We start from the raw sequence: 17,755 nt of genomic DNA, 5'->3' as shown, positions 1-17,755 counted from the left end.
ATACCTTCATAAATGGGATACAACGACGGGCATGAATGGTAGAAAGCGAGGGATAGCGATGAAGTTGATGGTGCGAAATGCAGGAAAGCGATTTGGTGAACGGACGATATTGAAAAATGTCCATTTGACGGTGGATGCACACGAGTTCGTATGCATTCTCGGACATAGCGGCTGCGGCAAATCTACGCTGCTTAATATGATCGCCGGCTATTTGCTGCCTGATGAAGGGGAGCTGCTCGTAGATGGCGAGCTTATTCGCGGCCCTTCCAAAGCTCGCGGCATGGTTTTTCAAGATCATGCTCTGTTCCCTTGGTACACGGTACTTGAAAATATAAGCTTTGGCCCGGAAGTCCAAGGAGCGGGAAAAGCAGAGGCTAAGGAAGTTGGCAGACAGTTTTTAGGTCTCGTTGGCTTGGAGAAATATGCGGATCAATACCCAGCCGAATTGTCAGGCGGAATGAAGCAGCGGGTAGGCATTGCCCGGGCGCTTGCAAGCTCCCCCGATATTTTGCTGATGGATGAGCCTTTCGGAGCTTTGGATATTTTGACCCGCGACATGATGCGCAGAGAGCTGCGCCGCATTTGCGAAAAGCTAAAGCCCACTACTTTGTTCGTTACACACAGCATAAGCGAAGCGATTTATTTGGCTGACCGTGTTGTCGTTATGAAAAATGGTGTCATTGCTGATGAATTTAAAGTCGACCTTCTGCATCCCCGCACCTTCGATATGCCCGGCTTCGGCGAGGCTATGCAGCGAATCGAGCACGTATTGATGGAGAATGAATTGGAGGAGGCCGTACAATGAGCGAGACATCAGGTTCTTTCACAGCCGAGGGGGCGCAAGCGGGCAAGCTTGGGGCACAACAGGCTGTACGCAGATTGAAGGCTAAGCCTAGCTCCAGCTTTATGCGAACATCGAATTTCGTTCCTTATCTGGCCTTTTTCATTGTATGGGAAGTTTTTTCTCAAATAAATATGAAGGCCGCCCTGTTCAATCCGCTTTTTCTCCCACCCCCGTCACTCGTTATTAGCGATGCTTGGGCACTTGCGCAAACAGGCCTTCTCTTTGAAAGCTTGCTGTCCAGCACTTTGCGTATTGCCGCCGGTTTTGTTATCGGCTGTGTGCTTGCCGTTTTCATCGGCGTATTAATGAGCAAGTTTCGTCAGGTGGAGCGCTGGATGTCTCCTCTGTTGAATTTAGTAGGTCCGATTCCGGCACTCGCCCTGCTCCCTCTGATCATTATCTGGTTTGGAATCGGCGAATTTCCTAAGGTGCTGCTCATAGCCTGGACGACGTTTCTTCCGGTATTAGTGTATACAGTAGACGGATTCAAAACCGTCCCTTCTACCCTCATTCGTTCGGCGATGAGTCTTGGCGCTTCGGAACGGCAAATTTTCAGAAGAGTGCTGCTTCCTTCCGCCATTCCGAGTTTCATCGTCGGCGCCAGAGTCAGCCTCGGCTTGTCCTTCTCCGCCCTGATCGTCTCCGAGATGATGGGTGCCAAATCAGGGCTCGGCTATATTATCGTAGACGCACGGAATTATTTTAAAATTTCCAATATGTTCGTTGCCATTATTTTTATTGGCTTGATTTATAGCATCTTCTCCGCCTTGCTGAAACTGTTGGAGAACAAGGTTCTTAGCTGGCGCAAAGGAGGGATGAGCGAAGCGGTTGAGAAGTAGCACGCACATCTAGGGGAGCTTGATCCGTTTTATGCGGCTGGCAGCATCGAGAAAGCAGAAATTAGAAATTAGAGACAAAAAACAATGGGTATAGGGAGAGATTACGATGGCTAATCAGAAAAAATGGGTTCAACAATTATTGGTCGTTTCCGCTCTGGCATTGGCGCTGACGGCATGCGGCGCGAAGGAAGAAGCTACGAGCGCAAGCGGAAATGCTAGCTCTGCCCCTGCTGCCGCGGCTGCGGAAACAAGCTCGCCTGAGGCTGCAGCCGATGACACTCCCGAGACGACAACCGTTACACTCGTCGGCGTTCGCGACGCCCAAATTTCCTCCCAGCAAATTATTGCCGACAAGCTTGGCTACTTCAAGGAAGCAGGACTCGATGTAACAAGCCAGCTCATTGAAAGCGGCCCGGATATTGCTCCTTTAGTGGCAGGGGGCAGCGCTCCTGTCAGCATTCAGACGAACTTTATGGATATTATTTTGAAATCCTCCAATATTCCCGTGAAAATTGTAGCGCCGCTAGCCCAAATTGCCGGAACACAGGCGGTCGTTGGCTCCAGCAAGCTGGAATTGAAAAGCGCTAAGGATCTGGAAGGTAAGACAATCGGCATTCCAAGCGGAGCAGATGTCAAGTTCGCCATCGATAATATGGGCAAGGAGCTTGGCGTTGACGTGAGCAAAATCAAATACGTCAACCTTGCGCCAAGCGATGCCGTTGTTGCTTTACAGAACGGGTCTATCGATGCGATGGCAGCGTGGGAGCCGTTCATCACGAAGGCGATTCAAGGTGGCGGCAAGTTTCTGTTCAGCGGCACAAAAAGCGAGCTTCCCGATAAAACGGGCGCTGTGAACTGGATGAGCGTGCATACGACGGTGCAGGTAACCGACGACTATTTGAAGGAAAACCCGAATACGATTAAAGCGATGCTTGGCGCTCTAGAGAAAGCGACAGCTTACATTAATGACAATCGGGAAGAAGCGATTAAAATATTGGCGCCCGAGCTGCACTTAACCGAAGATGAGCTTAGAGAGATTATGAACCGCAACGTATATGCTATGGAAGTAAATGATACTTACATTAACGGAAGCAACGGCCAAGCTGTAGGCGAGTATTTGAAAAGTGTAGGCAATATCAAAAACATCCCTGATTTCGCTTCGTACCATGATCTGAGCTTGCTCAAAGCGCTTGATCCTGCGCTAGTAACCGAGTAACAGAGTATCTGAGTATCTGAGTAGGGATAAAAATAAGAGGAACATAACGGGAAGGCTGAGCCCTTGTGGTTCTGCCTTCTATGTTTATATCCTCCTAATCGGACAGAGGTGAGCTTATGAAGGAACCATTGGATTTAATCATCCGGGACGGCTCGGTTGTCCTAAGCCACGATGTTCGCCAATTGGATATTGGTATCCACAATGGGCGAATTGTACAGTTGGCTGAGCGATTGACAGCCCCTGCCAAGCAAACGGTTCTGGCAACCGGCATGATTGTGATGCCCGGCATGATCGACGCCCATGTCCATTTGAACGAGCCGGGACTTGGAGCATGGGAAGGCTTTGCCAGCGGCTCCTCGGCTCTTGCAGCAGGCGGCTGCACTACTTTTATTGATATGCCGCTAAATGGCCTCCCTCCTACCGTTACTGTCGCCGCATTACATCAAAAGCTTGCCGCTGCGCAAGGAAAATCCGTTGTGGATTTTGCATTATGGGGCGGGCTTGTTCCGGGGCATCTAGATGACTTGCGAGCATTGGATGAGGCCGGAGTCATCGGCTTCAAGGCCTTTATGTCTTCTCCCGGCGATCCGTCCGAGGATGCCTTTCGCGAGGTGGATGATGTAACGCTGCTGGCAGGGATGAAGATAATTGCAGAGCTCGGGCATGTGCTGGCGCTGCATGCGGAAAGCGAGCCCATTGTCTCTGCTTTGACGAAAGAGAAGCTGGCTGAGGGCGCCATATCTGCGGCAGATTATACGGCATCGCGTCCAGTGCGCGCTGAGCTTGAGGCGGTTGAACGGGCGCTCCTGTTCGCGGAGCAGACGGGATGCGCTTTGCATTTTGTCCATATTAGCAGTGCTGATGCCGTACAGACAATAGCCAATGCTAAAAAGCGCGGTATGGATGTGACCTTGGAAACGTGCCCTCATTATTTGGTGCTCACAGACCGTGATTTGGAGCTGATTGGTCCAGCAGCCAAATGCGCCCCTCCTTTACGGAGCAAATCCGAGCAGGAAAAGCTGTGGGCGATGCTTGCTGCTGGACATATCGATATGATCGCCTCCGACCATTCCCCCTGCCCGAGCGAATTGAAGCAATCCAGGAATTATTTTACGGCGTGGGGAGGCATAGCGGGAGCGCAAAATTCGCTGGAGCTGATGATTGACGAAGGCTATACAAAGAGGGGGATTCCACTCCCGGCGCTGAGTCGGATGCTTTCGTCCGCGCCCGCCGCAAGGTTTGGCCTCAGCGATACGAAGGGCGAAATACGGCTCGGAGCGGATGCTGATCTTGTTATGGTGCAGCTCGATGCCCCATACATTCTTGAAGCTGAGCATCTATTTCACCGTCATAAGCATAATCCTTATATCGGCAGAAAATTCGGCTGCCGTGTCATGGCTACTTGGAGTAGAGGGGATATGGTGTACGAGGTTAAAAGTGGCGTAGTTCAGCCGTTCGAAGGACAATGGCTGAGCGGTGCTCCTGCTTGTGCGAAGCAGCAGGTGTGACTTCTAGATATTCTTGGCCCGCAAAACATGAAACTGCCCATCAGTTATCCCGCAAAATGACTGATGGGCAGCTTTCTGTAATATGCTGTTCACATAGAAATCTGGCCGTTTACAAAAAAATTAAGTTTTAAGAGTTTAATCTTGTTGTATTACCATTTTTCACTACTCGTCATCTTCCTCATAACCTTCACCTGAGGCGGTCTCACTCATACTTAGTTTTATATCCTTAATAATAGCTTCAAGCCTGGTGCTATAGCTGCTATCTAACTCAATTGCTTTGGTATAGTCTTGTATTGCTTTGTGCGAGTCTCCTAAAGTGCTAAATATCCTCCCACGATTATAATAGTTATCTGCAACTTCCGGTTCTAACTCTATGGCTTTCGTATAATCCCTTAGTGCCTCTTCATACTTTCCTATTTTATCATATATTTCTCCACGGTTATTATAAGCAGAAGCATCTTCTGAGTTCAACTCTATGGCTTTCGTATAATCCTTTAGCGCCTCTTCATGTTTTCCTAATTTATTATACACATACCCACGATTATAATAAGCAGAAGCACCATCTGGGTTCAACTCTATGGCTTTCGTATAATTTTTCAGTGCCTCTTTATATTCCTCTAGTTTAACAAACACATTCCCACGGTTATAATAAGTAGAAGCATCTTCTGGGTCTAACTCTATCCCTTTCGTATAATCTTTTAGTGCCTCTTCATGCTTTCCTAAATTAACATATATATCCCCACGGTTATAATAAGCAGAAGCATCTTCTGGGTTTAACTCTATGGCTTTCGTATAATTTCTCAGCGCCTCTTCATGTTTTCCTAAGTTATTATATACATACCCACGGTTATAATAAGCAGAAGCATCTTCTGGGTTCAACTCTATGGCTTTCGCATAATCTCTTAGAGCCTCTTCATGTTTACCTAAATTATCATATACATTCCCACGGTTAGTATAAGCCCTAGCATAATCTGGTTTTATCTCTATAGCCTTTAAATAATCTTTTAATGCTTCCTCATACTTTCCTAAATCATCATACACAATCCCACGGTTACTATAAGCCTTAGCATAATCTGGTTTTATTTCTATAGCCTTAGAATAATCAATTAATGCTTTATCTTTATTACCAATATTACTAAAAACAACACCACGATTATTATATAACTCAGCTATTTTAGGTTTTAACTCTATTGCCTTAGTATACTCATTTAGAGCCTCGTGCTGATTTCCCATACTTTTTAGTATCTCTCCACGATAAACATAAGCCGGGAAATAATCAGATTTACACTTTATTGATTCACTAAAATCAGCTAATGCTTCGTCTAATCTCCCAAGTTTTTTAAATGCATTACCACGCAGAGTGTACGATCTAGATAAAATAGCAGGGTCTTTTTCTAGCTCAATAATAGATGAGAGTTCTTCAATTTGATCATCTATTGAATTGAGTTGAGCGATTTGTTCAAACCTGATGTCCCATTCCTTTTGCTGTTCTACCTTCTTGTTGAGACTTTCATTTTCGCCTTCTATTTCTTTGATCTTCTGATTTTTCCTGGATAAACTAAATAAAACAAGCGCTAAACTGGCGATTGTTAAAGCATTACTTATTGATGCAGAGCTTATATCAAGGCTAAGATTACTATTTAAATAGTTTAAAAAATCTTTCAACACTTGTTTCATAGCTTTAAACTGCAATACTTGCGGGATTGTTATAGTAAAAAGTATTCCTAGAAACAGCATGAATCCACTTTTTCCAGTCGTCATATCATATAAAGTAAAAAACAATCCGGAGAAAGCAAATGAAACTAGAAACGAAACATTATTGAATGCACCAGCAAAAGCGAATGGGACCAGCACAAAAAAGGAGAGTGCTACGTAATGAATGAAAGCAGTAGCGGAATTCTCATCTTTCTCTAAAAATATTTTTGCTTTCATTCCAGCAAGAAAATTCATCTGCATGCCTTCTTTCAGAATATGTAAAAATATCAGCGATTTTAATTTTAACATAATTTATGTAATTTTATTAGCCTGAAATTGAGAAAACAAAAAAACGGACTCCTATAGAAGTCCGCCCCGTATGTTACTTTTATATAAAGTCATGTCTATTAACAAATTACTCACTCAGTGAATAATTTCTGCTCCATTAATTCTACCCCGTAAACCTCAGCGATTGCCGGAATTCCTGAGGCATCATGCCTTCATGCTGGCGGAACAAGCGGCTGAAATATTCAGCATCCTCGTAGCCGCACAAACTGCTGATTTCCTGTACGGTATGCTCAGTATCCAGCAGCAGCTGCGAAGCTCGACTCAGGCGAAGACTCGTGAAATAAAAATGCGGCGCCATGCCGAGCTGCTCTTCAAACAGCGTGCGGAAATGGCTGTCAGCAAAACAGCTTTCCCGGTACAGTTCCTCAAATACCGCTGCCGAAATTGGCAGCTCTTCGGCAAGCTGCTCCATCCGCTGCGCGAATGCGATCATATCGCTGTGATCCTTCTGCGCAGCCGCTTGCTCGTTTTCATAGGGGTGCAGCGTTTGGAGCGCCTGAGGGCCGTCCGTTATATTTTCGACCAGCTGCACGATTAAGTTCAGCATTTCTGCATCAGTACGCAGCCGTTGGTAAGCACCGCCCTGCTCATAGGCGCGCACCGTCCAGCCCGCACAAGCAAATAGCTCGTCCGATGCCGATTCAAGCACCGTCACATGCGGCAGCCAAATAGAATAGGGCGCTGATGTTGATGCTTGCGCCTCTGGTACTGGCGCTGGCGCCAGCGCTGATGTTGATGCTTGCGCCTCTGGTACTGGCGCTGGCGCCAGCGCTGATGTTGATGCTTGCGCCTCTGGTACTGGCGCTGGCACCAGCGCTGATGCTGCCAATTCCCACTCCGCTTCGGACGCCTCACTATCAATGTGATGCAATAGCTCCTCTTTCAGTTGTATCCGCGGCTCCCAGTCAAAATGAATCGCAATATGCAGCTCATCCTCCTGTTCCTGCCCCTGCATCAAGCTGTGGGCGACGCCCGGCGGAATCATAATGACCGAACCTTCCTTATATGCGGCTTGCTTGCCTTCAGAAGAAACGATGCCGCTCCCCTTTAGCACAAAAATAAACTTATGATCGTAAATCGTTCTCGGGGCTGCCGCTATCGAGCCAATGCTCAGATGGGCGAAGCGGACCGACGGCCTAGCCGTTCGATGCTGCAGCAGCTGTATGAAAGGAAGCAACCGCCTCTCCTCCTTGCTTCTAAGTTAGGTTTAAGCTTGAATGTTCACGACGAAAGGGACGATAAACGTCTTCCCGCCGCGCTGGAATTGTCCCCATATTTTATATACGCCAGGCTCTGGAAACTCGGTGGCAAAAACAGCATCCGGACCCTTTGCCGCCTCATCCAGCGGATGCACATGCAAATATTTCTCCAAATCGCCGCTAATAATGACGACATGGCCCACAGCGCCCAAATAAGGCTCTAAATCTGTCACCGGCTCCCCCGTCGCTGCATCCTCAAAGATGTACGTAAGCTTAGCTTCCTCGCCCGCTTTCGTCGTTGACAGCGCGAGCTTCACCTGCTGCCCTTCCACCGTCTTTACAAGCTCTTGGTCTGCCTTCAGCTCGACTTTAGCAGCAGCTTGCCCCGTAACTTCCACCTTTGTACTCATCGTCTGCTGCGCGGCACCTGTCGGTATAAAATCGGCAAACAGCTTGTATGCGCCAGCGGCCGGGAACGTTTCCTTCACTGTAAATTTGCCGCCACTTTCATAATTCGGGTGTATATGTGAAAAATAGTTCAAGTCGCTGCTTACGGCAATCAAATGCATAAGCTTCTCATGGTTTAAATCAAACTTCTCGATTGGCGCACCCTCAGCATCCGTCACATTAAGCTCGATCGCTGCTTCCGCTCCTGCTGCTGGCTCCCCACTCTGGAAGCTCCACTTCACGTCGGCATTTGCCTGTTCACGCTCCATACCGTCCATATCCCCATGGCCGCCGCCATGACCGTTATTGCTCCCCGCCTTCTCATCACCGCCGTGCCCATTGTGTGAGCCTGACTCCGCAGCTTCTGGTGCAGCTGCCGGACTAGACTGCTCATGCCCTTCATGTTCGCTTGCGCTTGTGCCGCTAGTGTTCGTGCTATTCGAACCGCATCCTGCCAGCATGCCTGCAAGAGCGATCATCGTCATATAGAGCGCCGCTTTTCTTTTTGCCATTTTCCTTTTCCCAACTCCTTTTTTAAAAAACACAAAAAGCCGCTCCTTCTCCAAAGCCCAAACCATCTTGCTATGTTCGCTTCGGAAAAAGAGGGCTCTGCATGCTTAGCTTATGCCCCGTGTTATACGACGTCGAAACCGGTGTTTTCAATCGCTTCTTTAATGGAAGCCAGTGATACTTTCTCTGCATCAAACTCCACCGCTACTTGTCCAGCTGCTAAATCGACTTTGCCGCTCGCTCCCGCTTCATTTACAGCTTTCTCCACTGTGCTCACGCAATGCCCGCAGGACATGCCCTCTACTTTAAGTGTTACGTTTTCCATCTTTATAGCCTCCTTGAATAATGTTTTATTATTTCATTAATTTCTTAACGGTAATCAACAGCTCGTCAATAACTTCATGCTCGCCTGCCTGAATGCGATCGACAATACAGCTTTTCATATGCCCTTCCAGCAGCAGCTTGCCTACCCCGTTTAATGCCGATTGCGCAGCTGCTATCTGAGTGAGCACATCATCGCAATACGTATCCTTCTCAATCATCGCCTTCACGCCGCGGATCTGACCCTCCACCTTGTTCAGGCGCCTGATCAAATTCGCTTTCATATCATCGGAATGATGGCTCAGACGCTCCATGGACTGGTCGTCGCCTGCACCACCTGAATCCACATGCTGATGCAAACAAGCCGATTTCGTTTCTTTGTCCATTTTAATACCTCCAGGGGGTATAGCATAAGCTTATTTTCATATTAACATACCCCCATAGGGTATGTAAAGCCGTATGAAAGGCTAAATGCATAGGATCAAAAAAACAGCAGCTCCAGACCATAAATGCGTGTCCTGAGCTGCTGCTTTTTGGAAAAACAAGATCATATAGAGTCGTGCATGAATTCGTTTAGTGAATTTCTTTCTTGCTGAAGTTGCCGCCGCTTACATCAGATACATGCTCAATGGCAACGAATGCGCGCGGATCAATGTCATGGACGATAGATTTAAGCTTCGCCACTTCCAGACGGTTGACTACGCAGTAGATCATTTGCGTTTCTTCTCTAGAGTAGCCGCCCCTTGCCTGGATATACGTTGTGCTTCTGCCCAAACGGCTCATAACAGCTTCAGAAATTTCCTCGTATTCGGCGGATATAATGGTAACCGATTTGGATTCGTCGAGACCCTCCACCACAATATCCATCACTTTTGTCGCGATATAATACGTGAACATCGAATACATGGCGGAATCCCATTTGAAGACGAAGCCTGCCAAAATGAAGATGAACACGTTGACGATCATAATAAATTGTCCAACCGGCATGGAAAACTTCTTCGAGGCTAAAATCGCCAAAATTTCCGTGCCATCCAGCGATCCGCCGAAACGGATAACGAGACCGATACCACCGCCAAGAATAATACCGCCGAACAATACAGCAAGCAGCTTATCCTCTGTAAAAGCGTCCACGTGATGCAGCATTTGCGTCGTTACGGACATGACTACGATGCCGTATAGAGTAGATATCGCAAACGTTTTACCAATTTGCTTGAAGCCGATGAACAGGAATGGCAGGTTCAAGAGGAAAATAAAAATACCCAGAGGCTTGTCAGTCAGGTGAGAGATCATAATCGAAATACCGGTAATTCCTCCGTCAATGACGCTATTTGGGACGAGGAATAGTTCCAGTGCGACGCCCATGAGGACGGCTCCGATTGTAATAAACATCGTTCTTTTCAAAATTTCAAGCTTTGAGAGTTTCTTATGCGCTTTTGCCATGCTTTGCCTCCGACTATTTTCTTTTAAGACTAGCATAGAAATGGATATTTTTCAAAACAACGGCTGGAAATATTGCAAGATTGTCTTCACTCGCCTATAATTAGACCGATCAGTCGGTCTATCAGGAGGGACAACAAATGGTCAAGGGACGTTCAGATGGTGAAGAAACTAAACGCCGCATCGCCTCCACGGCAAAGCAGCTGTTTGTCCAGAAAGGCTATGGCGCCGTTTCCATGAACGAGGTATGCGAGAGCAGCAAGGTCAGCAAAGGCAGCCTATATCATCATTTCCCGAGCAAGGAACAGCTCTTCCTTGCGGTGGTTGAGGAAGATAGCGAGCAATGGCGCTTGGCATGGGATCGTAAACGAGAGATGCTGACTACTGTAGAGGAACAGCTTTATGCACTTGCAGAGCATTACGCCCATGATTTTCAAAATCCGCTTATGAAAGCCATGGAGGAATTTTCGCGCAGCCAAGCGTTCTCACAGGAGGAAATCTTCAATCGCCTTCTCCAGATCATGAATAACGCATCGCAAGCCTGCCGCGACCTTATTCGCGAGGGGCAAGCCAGCGGCCTATTTGTTGCTAGTGATGAGGAAGAGCTTGTTTTGATTGTCAGCAGCATGATGGAGGGCCTAGGAAAAGTGTATTATACGATTGACCGGGAGCAGGAACCGGATCGGGTCTCTAAGCTGTTTCATCTGGCAGCCAAGCTGCTGTTGAATGGTATACGCGCTAAGTGAAGATAGCTGGCGCTTTTTTTAGCTATTAATTGGACCGGTTGGTCGGTCTACAAACGAAGGGAATGAATACCATGTTATATCAGAACCGTACTTTTCGCATTATTCTTTTTTCAGATGTTATGCAGCAGCTGGCGATTTGGATTCGCAATATGGCACTCCTCTTTTTTGTCATGGAGCAAACGAATGGCAATAAGGTTGCCGTATCGCTGTTGTCCATTTTGGAATACGCGCCGATTTTTATCTTTTCCATCGTTGGCGGCGTGCTTGCCGACCGCTGGAATCCGAAGCGCACGATGATTGCCAGCGACCTGCTCAGCGCCGCATCGATTGGCGTCATTATGCTTATGCTGGCGAATGATTGGTGGGAAGCGCTGTATGTATCCGTATTCGTATCCGCCATCGTCAGCCAATTTTCACAACCTTCATCAGCGAAGGTGTTCAAACGCCATATTCGTGAGGATCAGGTTCCCGCCGCAGTTGGCCTTTCGCAAAGTCTATCGTCATTGTTTCTTATTCTCGGTCCGATTGTTGGAACGGCGATTTATCAGTGGGCGGGAATAACGGCATCGCTGCTTGTGCTTCCTGTGTTATTTCTATTGTCAGCAGCCGCGCTCACCATGCTGCCAAAGGATGATAAGCCCAAGGAACGTTCAAATGCTTCACTTAAAAGCGATTTAACCTCCGGCTACCGCTTCGTTATGGCTGAGAAAAGCTTACTTCGGTTATTTCTAACCTTCGCCTTCATCGGTCTGGCAGCCGGGCTCGTTCAGCCGCTTGAAATATTTATAGTGACCGAAAGGCTTGGCCTTAGCAAGGAAAATGTGCAGTGGTTCGCCACCGCAGACGGCATTGGCCTGCTGCTGGGCTCGCTGCTTGCAGCGCTGTTGCCTAAGCTGCTCCAAGCTAAATATTTGCTGCCGCTCGCACTCGCCTTTCTTGGCATTACCTTTATAGTGGAAGGTTCCTCTATCTGGCCGCTGGTTACTGGTGCATTCCGCTTCGCCAACGGCATGCTGCTCGCCGTTCTTAATACGGCAGTTGCCAGCTTTGTCATTGCGAAAATTCCCGACGGAATGGTCGGCAAGGTCAATGGCCTGATGACCCCCTTGTTCATAGGGGCGACCCTGCTTGGCACAGGTGTATCCGGACTGCTAGCGACTTCGATCGGCTTGGTTCCCGTCTACCTCATAGCGGCAGCCGTATGTTTGATATCTGTTCTTCCTTCGCTCAAGGTGCATTTTCAGAGAAGTGACACAGCCGCCTCTCATAAAGCATAAAAGCTGATACGAAGCAAAGCCCAATCCACTCTACATAGAGGATTGGGCTTTGCTTCGGAGTTAATTACATCGTTTTTCTTTTGTAATATAATCTCGACCAGAAAAAAAAAACGGCGCTTCCTCCGAGCATAATCGTGAACTCCCAGCCCGTGTCAGCCCTCCAGCCATTCGCTGGCTTCAAGCTCCTTCATTGCCCATTCGCAAAAAGCCAATGACGTCCGCGTATCCATCATCCGTTTGCTGATCAGCAAATAACGCCCGAGCAGCCGTGCATTCTGCTTGCGCGCCTCCTTCCCGCTTATGCGCTTCTCCTCCAGAGCACGCATTAGCCCGTCATATCGTTCCAGCTCGCTCCGGCAAAAAGCTTCGCGAGTAACGAGCAGCGCCTTCGCCTTTTCCGGCTCTGACAGCCATAAGCCATATAGCTTAAAATGCAGCTCGTCCCGCAGCACAGGATTTTCCGCTGGCAGCTCCACCCATCTTCCCAGCTCCGTTAGCCCTTTATCGGTAATGGAATATTCCTTCTTGTCCGGCTTATCCTGCTGCTCGATCCGCTCAAAAGCGATATAGCCGTTTTGCTCCAGCGCAGCAAGCAGCGGGTAAATTTGACTGTGGCCCGCCTGCCACAGCGGCTTTATTTTTTGCGCCAAATCATAGCCTGTCAGTGGGCTAGCGCTTAGCAAAGCAAGCAACCCGTAGGATAAAGTGTTTAATCGCATCGTATAACGGCCTCCCAATATGTCATTATTGACATATAAAATGCATAAGTGTAACATAGATAACACAGAATATTATATGTAAAAGTAGACATATAAGCAATGACAGGAGGACATTTGTTTTGGAGGAGCAGACGACTACGATACGATTTTGGCCGATTATGATTGCGATTTTCTTCGGAACGTTCCTTTCCGTGCTCAGCACAACGACGATTAATATTGCGCTTCCGCTGCTGATGGAGCATTTCCACTCGGAGCTTTCGACCATGCAGTGGATGGTGACGGGCTTTATGCTGGCAACCGGAGTCATTTCACCACTCGTCGGGTATTTGGGAGGACGATTCAGCTATAAACGATTATATTTATACGCGCTGATCGGCTTTACGCTGTTTTCGTTTTTGTGCGCTACCGCATGGGATACGACGTCGCTGATCGTATTTCGGATGCTGCAAGGGGCATGCAGCGGACTTATTATGTCCTGTACGATGACGATTATTTTTCAGGTTGTGCCGAAGGAGCGCCGGGCATTTGCGGTTAGCCTATGGTCGCTGTCGGCGATGGTCGCTCCTGCAATTGGACCGACTTTCAGCGGCTGGCTGCTGCAGCAGGCAAGCTGGCATTGGCTGTTTTTGTTCAATGTGCCGATTGGGCTGATTGCGATTATTTTGACCCAAAAGCTAATTCCTTATTATCGGATGAACATCCCAAAATCGCTTGATATTCCGGGCATCATGACCGTTATTCTCGGCAGTCTGGCGCTGCTCGTAGCTTTCAGCGAGGGCAATAGCTGGGGCTGGAGCTCATGGAAAACGCTGCTGCTTATGTGTTCAGGCGTCGCTTTGCTGGGCCTCTTTATTTGGCGGGAGCTGACGGCCAAGGAGCCGCTGCTGAATTTGCGGGTTTTCCGCATTCGCCGTTTTACCGTCATGCTGAGCATCTATGGCATGGTGACGGTCGCGCTGTACACGGGAACGTATTTGACTCCGCTGTTTTTGCAGCAGGTGCAGCTCGAAAGTCCGCTTGCAACAGGGTTGATTTTGCTGCCCTCCTCCGTCATATTGGCACTTCTAAGCCCAATAGCCGGAAAGCTGTATCCGAAGCTTGGAGCGGTGAAAATGATCAGCATTGGCATCATATTTATTTTCGCAGGGCTGTTTATGCTCAGCTGGCTGCATATGGATACGGCTTACAGCTTCGTACTATGGGGAATGATTATTCGCAATATCGGGCTTGGTTTTGCTTCCGTTCCGAGCAGTACCGCCTCCATGGAAGAAATTCCGCCTGAGTGGTCCGGTCATGCCGCTTCCATCAGCAACTGGATTCGCAATGTGCTCAGTTCCTTCGCTATCGCAGTGTTTACGGGACTCATCTCCAGCCGTACCGCCATCCATAGCAGCGAGCTCATCCAGTCTGGCGCTACCGATACGAATACGATCCGCCTAATGTCGTTCACAATGAGCATTAATGATGTGTTTGTGGTCGGTGCCATTACAGTGCTTGCCGGCTTCCCTCTCTTGCTGCTGCTTAAACAGCGGAAAGGGCGGGCGGCAGTTTTGCAGCCAAGCAGGTAATGAATGAAGGATTAAAGAGATTATGAACACCCAAGCACCAAATACCAATACAACAAAGCACCAATGAAATAGGCAATTGCGCCTGCTTCATTGGTGCTTTTCGATTTGAAGCTTATTTTAAGCTGATGCTTTACAGCTCCAGCAGCTCGCGTTTTTGGGCTTCAGGGTCAGCAATCACTTGAATACTGTGGTTGAAAATGAGCGTCGAACGCTCCGGCTTGCTGTAGGCAGGCCAGGTAACATTTTCAACTTTAGGCTTGCCCTGTTTGGCGAAAGCAATCCAAGCATCCTGCATGCGCCAAGCTAACTGCCTCATGGACTCATCGGGTGTAACGCCCATGCTCTGCATATGCTCCAGCGTATTGAACACAAAGAAGATTTCAATGGCGTGAATCGCTTTATTCAGCAGCGGGTGCTCCGGCAATACCCAGTCAAAACGATACATCCATACAGGCGCATGCTCGCTTTGCGCGGTGGCGAACTGCAGGGACGAACGCCAGAAAAAGGCTTCGGTCATCATTTGCGCTTGTCCATCTGACGTTTGCGGATAAGCAGCCGCGGCTGCGCCTGTGTTTTTGATATCCGGCGCCATAAAAGCCAGCGCTTTGGACATATCAAGATTATCATCAAAAGGCATATCGGGCCGGATGAAAAAATGCCCCTCATTCAAATTCGTCCCGATTAGCAGAGGAATGTCCGCCGCAGCCCCTCCCTGAATGGCCTCAAGCGGCGTCTGCGGGAGCGTCGCCTCGTCGGGCACCGGTTGAAACAGCAGCGCAAACCGGTCTCCCGCCTGCTCCTTCAGCTTTTCTCCTGCTGCAAAAATCTGCTCTGCCGGCACGCTCCTTAGCTTATCCAGCTCAGATGGGCCAATGCCGAGACCTTGAAGCAGGCCTGCCCGGATGGCATCCGCTTGCTGAGGCGCAATGGACTGCGAGGCTCCGCTTTGCATAATGGCACGGCTGTACAAGCCTTTCGCCTTCGGCATGGCCAGCAGCGCTGCAATGCTCATACTGCCTGCGGATTCGCCAAAAATGGTGACGGCAGCGGGATCGCCGCCGAACGCCGCGATATTATTTTTCACCCATTCCAGTGCTGCTATTTGATCTAGAAGTCCCGCATTCGATACGAAGGAGCCGCCAAGCGGCGCGAGATGCAGAAACCCGAACGGTCCTAGACGGTAATTGATCGTTACGACGATCACATTTCCTCGCTTCACCAGCTCTGATCCATCATAGAGAGGCAAGCTTCCTGCTCCGGTCAAGAAAGAGCCTCCATGAATCCATACCATAACTGGAAGCGGCGCGGCTGCATTTTCAGTAACGGCTGCTTCCGGTGCCCATACATTTAAATATAGGCAATCTTCTGATTCGAGGAACGCACCTGCGGCGAACTCCGCTGACGCCCCATTGTGTCTCGGCTGTATATTTTCAGGGCCAAAATGGAAAGCTTCTCTGACGCCTTCCCACTGCTCAGGCGGAACAGGCGCTGCAAATCGCAGCTCATCTACTGGCGGCTTGGCATAGGGAATTCCCTTCCAAACGGAAACTCCGTTTAACTGCTGCCCTTTAACCGCGCCATCCTTCGTGTGTACCTCGATCGTTGACATGCTTCACTCTCCCTCATTGCCCATAATTGAACGCAAAAAATGTTGAAAACAAACGAAATGACCGATTTGTTCTTTTGGTCAGTCCCTTATTATTTATGATAGCAAATGGGCGTCCGCTTATCAATTTTATGCCTTTTCTACTTCTAACTTCCCGACCCTAAGGGGCTTCTAATTCCATCCATAATCCATTTAATGATGAGCTGTTTTTACTGACGGATGGACAGCCCTGTTATTATTTCAGATTGTTTACTCCCGCTAAAATCACGCTGCTTTCTGACTTCCCTTCTGATCGTTGCGCTCCAGCGCCATGCTCCACCCACTCAGCAGCACCGCTCCGAGCACCATCAACGCGCCGATCCAGGTCGTATGAATAAGCCCGATGGAAGCAGCAATAATGCCGCCAAGATAAGCGCCGATGGCAATGCCTGCATTAAAGGCAGCAATATTGATCGCCGAGGCCACATCAACTGCACGCGGCACGAACCGTTCGGCCAGCATTACAACGTACACCTGCAAACCCGGCACGTTCATAAAATGCAGCAGTCCCATCGCAATAATCGTCACTAGACCGATGATTTTGAAAGGCGCCGTAAATGTCAGGATAACGAGCACAACGGCCTGCACCATAAACATATAAAACAAAGCAACAATCGGGTTGCGGTTGGCAAGCTTTCCGCCAATCATATTACCGAGCGCAATCGCAATACCGTATACGAGCAAAATAACCGTGACCGTTCCCGATTTAAATCCGGTTATTTGCTGCAATAGCGGGGATAAATAAGTGAATACGACAAATGTGCCACCGTAGCCCAAGGCGGTGATGGCGAACAGCAGCAATAGCCGGCCATTTTTGACCAGTTGCAATTGATCTTTAAAGGAAGAACGAGCCCCTTTGCGCAAATCGCCTGGAATGAGCAGCATGATCGCGATAAACGCAAGAACGCCGACAATTACGATAGCGACAAAAGCCGTACGCCAGCCCCACAGCTGGCCGATAAATGTACCGAGCGGCACACCGGTTACCGTCGCAACGGTCAATCCGCTGAACATAATCGAAATCGCGCTGGCACGGCGGTTCGCCGGAACAAGATCAGCCGCAATCGTCGAGCCAATCGACATAAATAAGCCATGCGAGAAAGCCGATACGATGCGCGCAATCAGCAGCACCTCAATGCTAGCCGATGCGGCCGCTAAGCTGTTGCCGATAATGAAGATGAGCATAATCCACATGAGCAGCGTTTTGCGTGACAAGCTGGACGTTAGAGATGTAAGAATGGGAGCTCCAATCGTTACACCTAGTGCATAAAGGGAAACAGTTAGCCCCGCTGTCGGCAGCGATACCTGCAAGTCCTCTGAAATCAGCGGCAGCAGCCCGACGCTTATAAATTCCGTGGTACCAATGGCAAAGGCGCTAACGGCGAGAGCCAGCAATGCCAATATGCTTCTTTTTTGATTAATAGTCATGCTATATT

At 48.7% G+C, this 17,755-nt stretch carries 16 protein-coding genes; 7 read left to right on the top strand and 9 right to left on the bottom strand.

Going from position 1 to position 17,755, the window contains the following annotated elements; genetic code table 11:
* Nucleotides 1-58 precede the first annotated feature (58 nt).
* From BBD42_RS13810 to BBD42_RS13795, 4 genes are all read left to right on the top strand, one after another.
* A complete protein-coding gene (locus BBD42_RS13810) occupies nt 59-805 on the top strand; it encodes an ABC transporter ATP-binding protein (RefSeq protein ID WP_099518611.1) in 747 nt (248 codons plus the stop codon).
* Nucleotides 802-1,683 carry an ABC transporter permease gene (locus tag BBD42_RS13805; protein WP_099518610.1) on the top strand — a complete coding sequence of 294 codons (882 nt, stop codon included), beginning with the start codon at nt 802-804 and terminating at the stop codon, nt 1,681-1,683. The genes BBD42_RS13810 and BBD42_RS13805 overlap by 4 nt, the downstream gene beginning before the upstream one ends.
* Nucleotides 1,684-1,789: 106 nt before the next feature.
* Nucleotides 1,790-2,899: an ABC transporter substrate-binding protein gene (locus BBD42_RS13800; RefSeq protein ID WP_099518609.1), complete on the top strand. Its 1,110-nt coding sequence runs from the start codon at nt 1,790-1,792 to the stop codon at nt 2,897-2,899.
* A gap of 116 nt (nt 2,900-3,015) precedes the next feature.
* Complete coding sequence (locus BBD42_RS13795; protein ID WP_099518608.1) at nt 3,016-4,407, top strand: allantoinase; 1,392 nt, start codon at nt 3,016-3,018, stop codon at nt 4,405-4,407.
* A gap of 162 nt (nt 4,408-4,569) precedes the next feature.
* Here the strand turns inward: BBD42_RS13795 and BBD42_RS13790 are convergent, their stop codons facing one another.
* The 6 genes from BBD42_RS13790 to BBD42_RS13765 all read right to left on the bottom strand — a co-directional run bounded on the left by BBD42_RS13790 (nt 4,570) and on the right by BBD42_RS13765 (nt 10,367).
* Complete coding sequence (locus BBD42_RS13790) at nt 4,570-6,357, bottom strand: tetratricopeptide repeat protein (RefSeq protein WP_172455494.1); 1,788 nt, start codon at nt 6,355-6,357, stop codon at nt 4,570-4,572.
* Nucleotides 6,358-6,553: 196 nt separating this feature from the next.
* On the bottom strand, nt 6,554-7,627 hold the full coding sequence (locus tag BBD42_RS13785; protein WP_099518606.1) for a helix-turn-helix domain-containing protein: 1,074 nt from the start codon (nt 7,625-7,627) through the stop codon (nt 6,554-6,556).
* Nucleotides 7,628-7,657: 30 nt separating this feature from the next.
* Complete coding sequence (locus tag BBD42_RS13780) at nt 7,658-8,608, bottom strand: DUF8832 domain-containing protein (protein WP_237163472.1); 951 nt, start codon at nt 8,606-8,608, stop codon at nt 7,658-7,660.
* Nucleotides 8,609-8,730: 122 nt separating this feature from the next.
* Nucleotides 8,731-8,931, bottom strand: coding sequence for a copper ion binding protein (locus tag BBD42_RS13775; RefSeq protein ID WP_099518605.1), 201 nt, complete (start codon nt 8,929-8,931; stop codon nt 8,731-8,733).
* Between the two features lie 28 nt (nt 8,932-8,959).
* Nucleotides 8,960-9,241, bottom strand: a complete 282-nt coding sequence (locus BBD42_RS13770) for a metal-sensitive transcriptional regulator (protein WP_150131631.1) — start codon at nt 9,239-9,241, stop codon at nt 8,960-8,962.
* Nucleotides 9,242-9,500: 259 nt separating this feature from the next.
* On the bottom strand, nt 9,501-10,367 hold the full coding sequence (locus BBD42_RS13765) for a YitT family protein (protein WP_099518603.1): 867 nt from the start codon (nt 10,365-10,367) through the stop codon (nt 9,501-9,503).
* 137 nt (nt 10,368-10,504) lie between these two features.
* Here BBD42_RS13765 and BBD42_RS13760 point away from each other — a divergent pair, with 137 nt between their 5' ends.
* Both BBD42_RS13760 and BBD42_RS13755 read left to right on the top strand, forming a co-directional pair.
* Nucleotides 10,505-11,110 (top strand): TetR/AcrR family transcriptional regulator, encoded by a 606-nt coding sequence (locus BBD42_RS13760; protein WP_099518602.1) that lies wholly within the window; start codon nt 10,505-10,507, stop codon nt 11,108-11,110.
* 71 nt (nt 11,111-11,181) lie between these two features.
* A complete protein-coding gene (locus BBD42_RS13755; protein ID WP_172455493.1) occupies nt 11,182-12,387 on the top strand; it encodes an MFS transporter in 1,206 nt (401 codons plus the stop codon).
* A 152-nt stretch (nt 12,388-12,539) separates the two neighbouring features.
* On the opposite strand, the gene BBD42_RS13750 is transcribed toward BBD42_RS13755, so the two are convergent.
* Nucleotides 12,540-13,106 carry a PadR family transcriptional regulator gene (locus tag BBD42_RS13750; protein WP_172455492.1) on the bottom strand — a complete coding sequence of 189 codons (567 nt, stop codon included), beginning with the start codon at nt 13,104-13,106 and terminating at the stop codon, nt 12,540-12,542.
* A 119-nt stretch (nt 13,107-13,225) separates the two neighbouring features.
* Between BBD42_RS13750 and BBD42_RS13745 the strand changes: the two genes are divergently transcribed.
* Entirely contained in the window at nt 13,226-14,674 is a 1,449-nt protein-coding gene (locus BBD42_RS13745) for a DHA2 family efflux MFS transporter permease subunit (RefSeq protein ID WP_237163471.1), read from the top strand.
* A gap of 130 nt (nt 14,675-14,804) precedes the next feature.
* On the opposite strand, the gene BBD42_RS13740 is transcribed toward BBD42_RS13745, so the two are convergent.
* Both BBD42_RS13740 and BBD42_RS13735 read right to left on the bottom strand, forming a co-directional pair.
* The gene (locus BBD42_RS13740) at nt 14,805-16,283 is read right to left on the bottom strand and encodes a carboxylesterase/lipase family protein (protein WP_099518599.1); all 1,479 of its coding nucleotides are present in this window, start codon (nt 16,281-16,283) and stop codon (nt 14,805-14,807) included.
* Between the two features lie 261 nt (nt 16,284-16,544).
* Nucleotides 16,545-17,747, bottom strand: a complete 1,203-nt coding sequence (locus BBD42_RS13735) for an MFS transporter (RefSeq protein WP_099518598.1) — start codon at nt 17,745-17,747, stop codon at nt 16,545-16,547.
* Nucleotides 17,748-17,755 lie beyond the last annotated feature (8 nt).

The sequence above is a fragment of the Paenibacillus sp. BIHB 4019 genome (assembly GCF_002741035.1).
GTDB lineage: Bacteria > Bacillota > Bacilli > Paenibacillales > Paenibacillaceae > Pristimantibacillus.
Note: the sequence above shows the minus strand (reverse complement) of the source record. Positions and strands in the feature narration are given on the sequence as shown.

Excerpts from the sequence above, each read along its gene's own strand:
- BBD42_RS13795 (WP_099518608.1), top strand. The coding sequence starts at position 3,016 with ATGAAGGAACCATTGGATTTAATCATCCGGGACGGCTCGGTTGTCCTA.
- BBD42_RS13770 (WP_150131631.1), bottom strand. The coding sequence starts at position 9,241 with ATGGAGCGTCTGAGCCATCATTCCGATGATATGAAAGCGAATTTGATC.
- BBD42_RS13810 (WP_099518611.1), top strand. The coding sequence starts at position 59 with ATGAAGTTGATGGTGCGAAATGCAGGAAAGCGATTTGGTGAACGGACG.
- BBD42_RS13765 (WP_099518603.1), bottom strand. The coding sequence starts at position 10,367 with ATGGCAAAAGCGCATAAGAAACTCTCAAAGCTTGAAATTTTGAAAAGA.
- BBD42_RS13760 (WP_099518602.1), top strand. The coding sequence starts at position 10,505 with ATGGTCAAGGGACGTTCAGATGGTGAAGAAACTAAACGCCGCATCGCC.
- BBD42_RS13805 (WP_099518610.1), top strand. The coding sequence starts at position 802 with ATGAGCGAGACATCAGGTTCTTTCACAGCCGAGGGGGCGCAAGCGGGC.
- BBD42_RS13750 (WP_172455492.1), bottom strand. The coding sequence starts at position 13,106 with ATGCGATTAAACACTTTATCCTACGGGTTGCTTGCTTTGCTAAGCGCT.
- BBD42_RS13755 (WP_172455493.1), top strand. The coding sequence starts at position 11,182 with ATGTTATATCAGAACCGTACTTTTCGCATTATTCTTTTTTCAGATGTT.
- BBD42_RS13780 (WP_237163472.1), bottom strand. The coding sequence starts at position 8,608 with ATGGCAAAAAGAAAAGCGGCGCTCTATATGACGATGATCGCTCTTGCA.
- BBD42_RS13800 (WP_099518609.1), top strand. The coding sequence starts at position 1,790 with ATGGCTAATCAGAAAAAATGGGTTCAACAATTATTGGTCGTTTCCGCT.
- BBD42_RS13735 (WP_099518598.1), bottom strand. The coding sequence starts at position 17,747 with ATGACTATTAATCAAAAAAGAAGCATATTGGCATTGCTGGCTCTCGCC.
- BBD42_RS13790 (WP_172455494.1), bottom strand. The coding sequence starts at position 6,357 with ATGAATTTTCTTGCTGGAATGAAAGCAAAAATATTTTTAGAGAAAGAT.
- BBD42_RS13775 (WP_099518605.1), bottom strand. The coding sequence starts at position 8,931 with ATGGAAAACGTAACACTTAAAGTAGAGGGCATGTCCTGCGGGCATTGC.
- BBD42_RS13740 (WP_099518599.1), bottom strand. The coding sequence starts at position 16,283 with ATGTCAACGATCGAGGTACACACGAAGGATGGCGCGGTTAAAGGGCAG.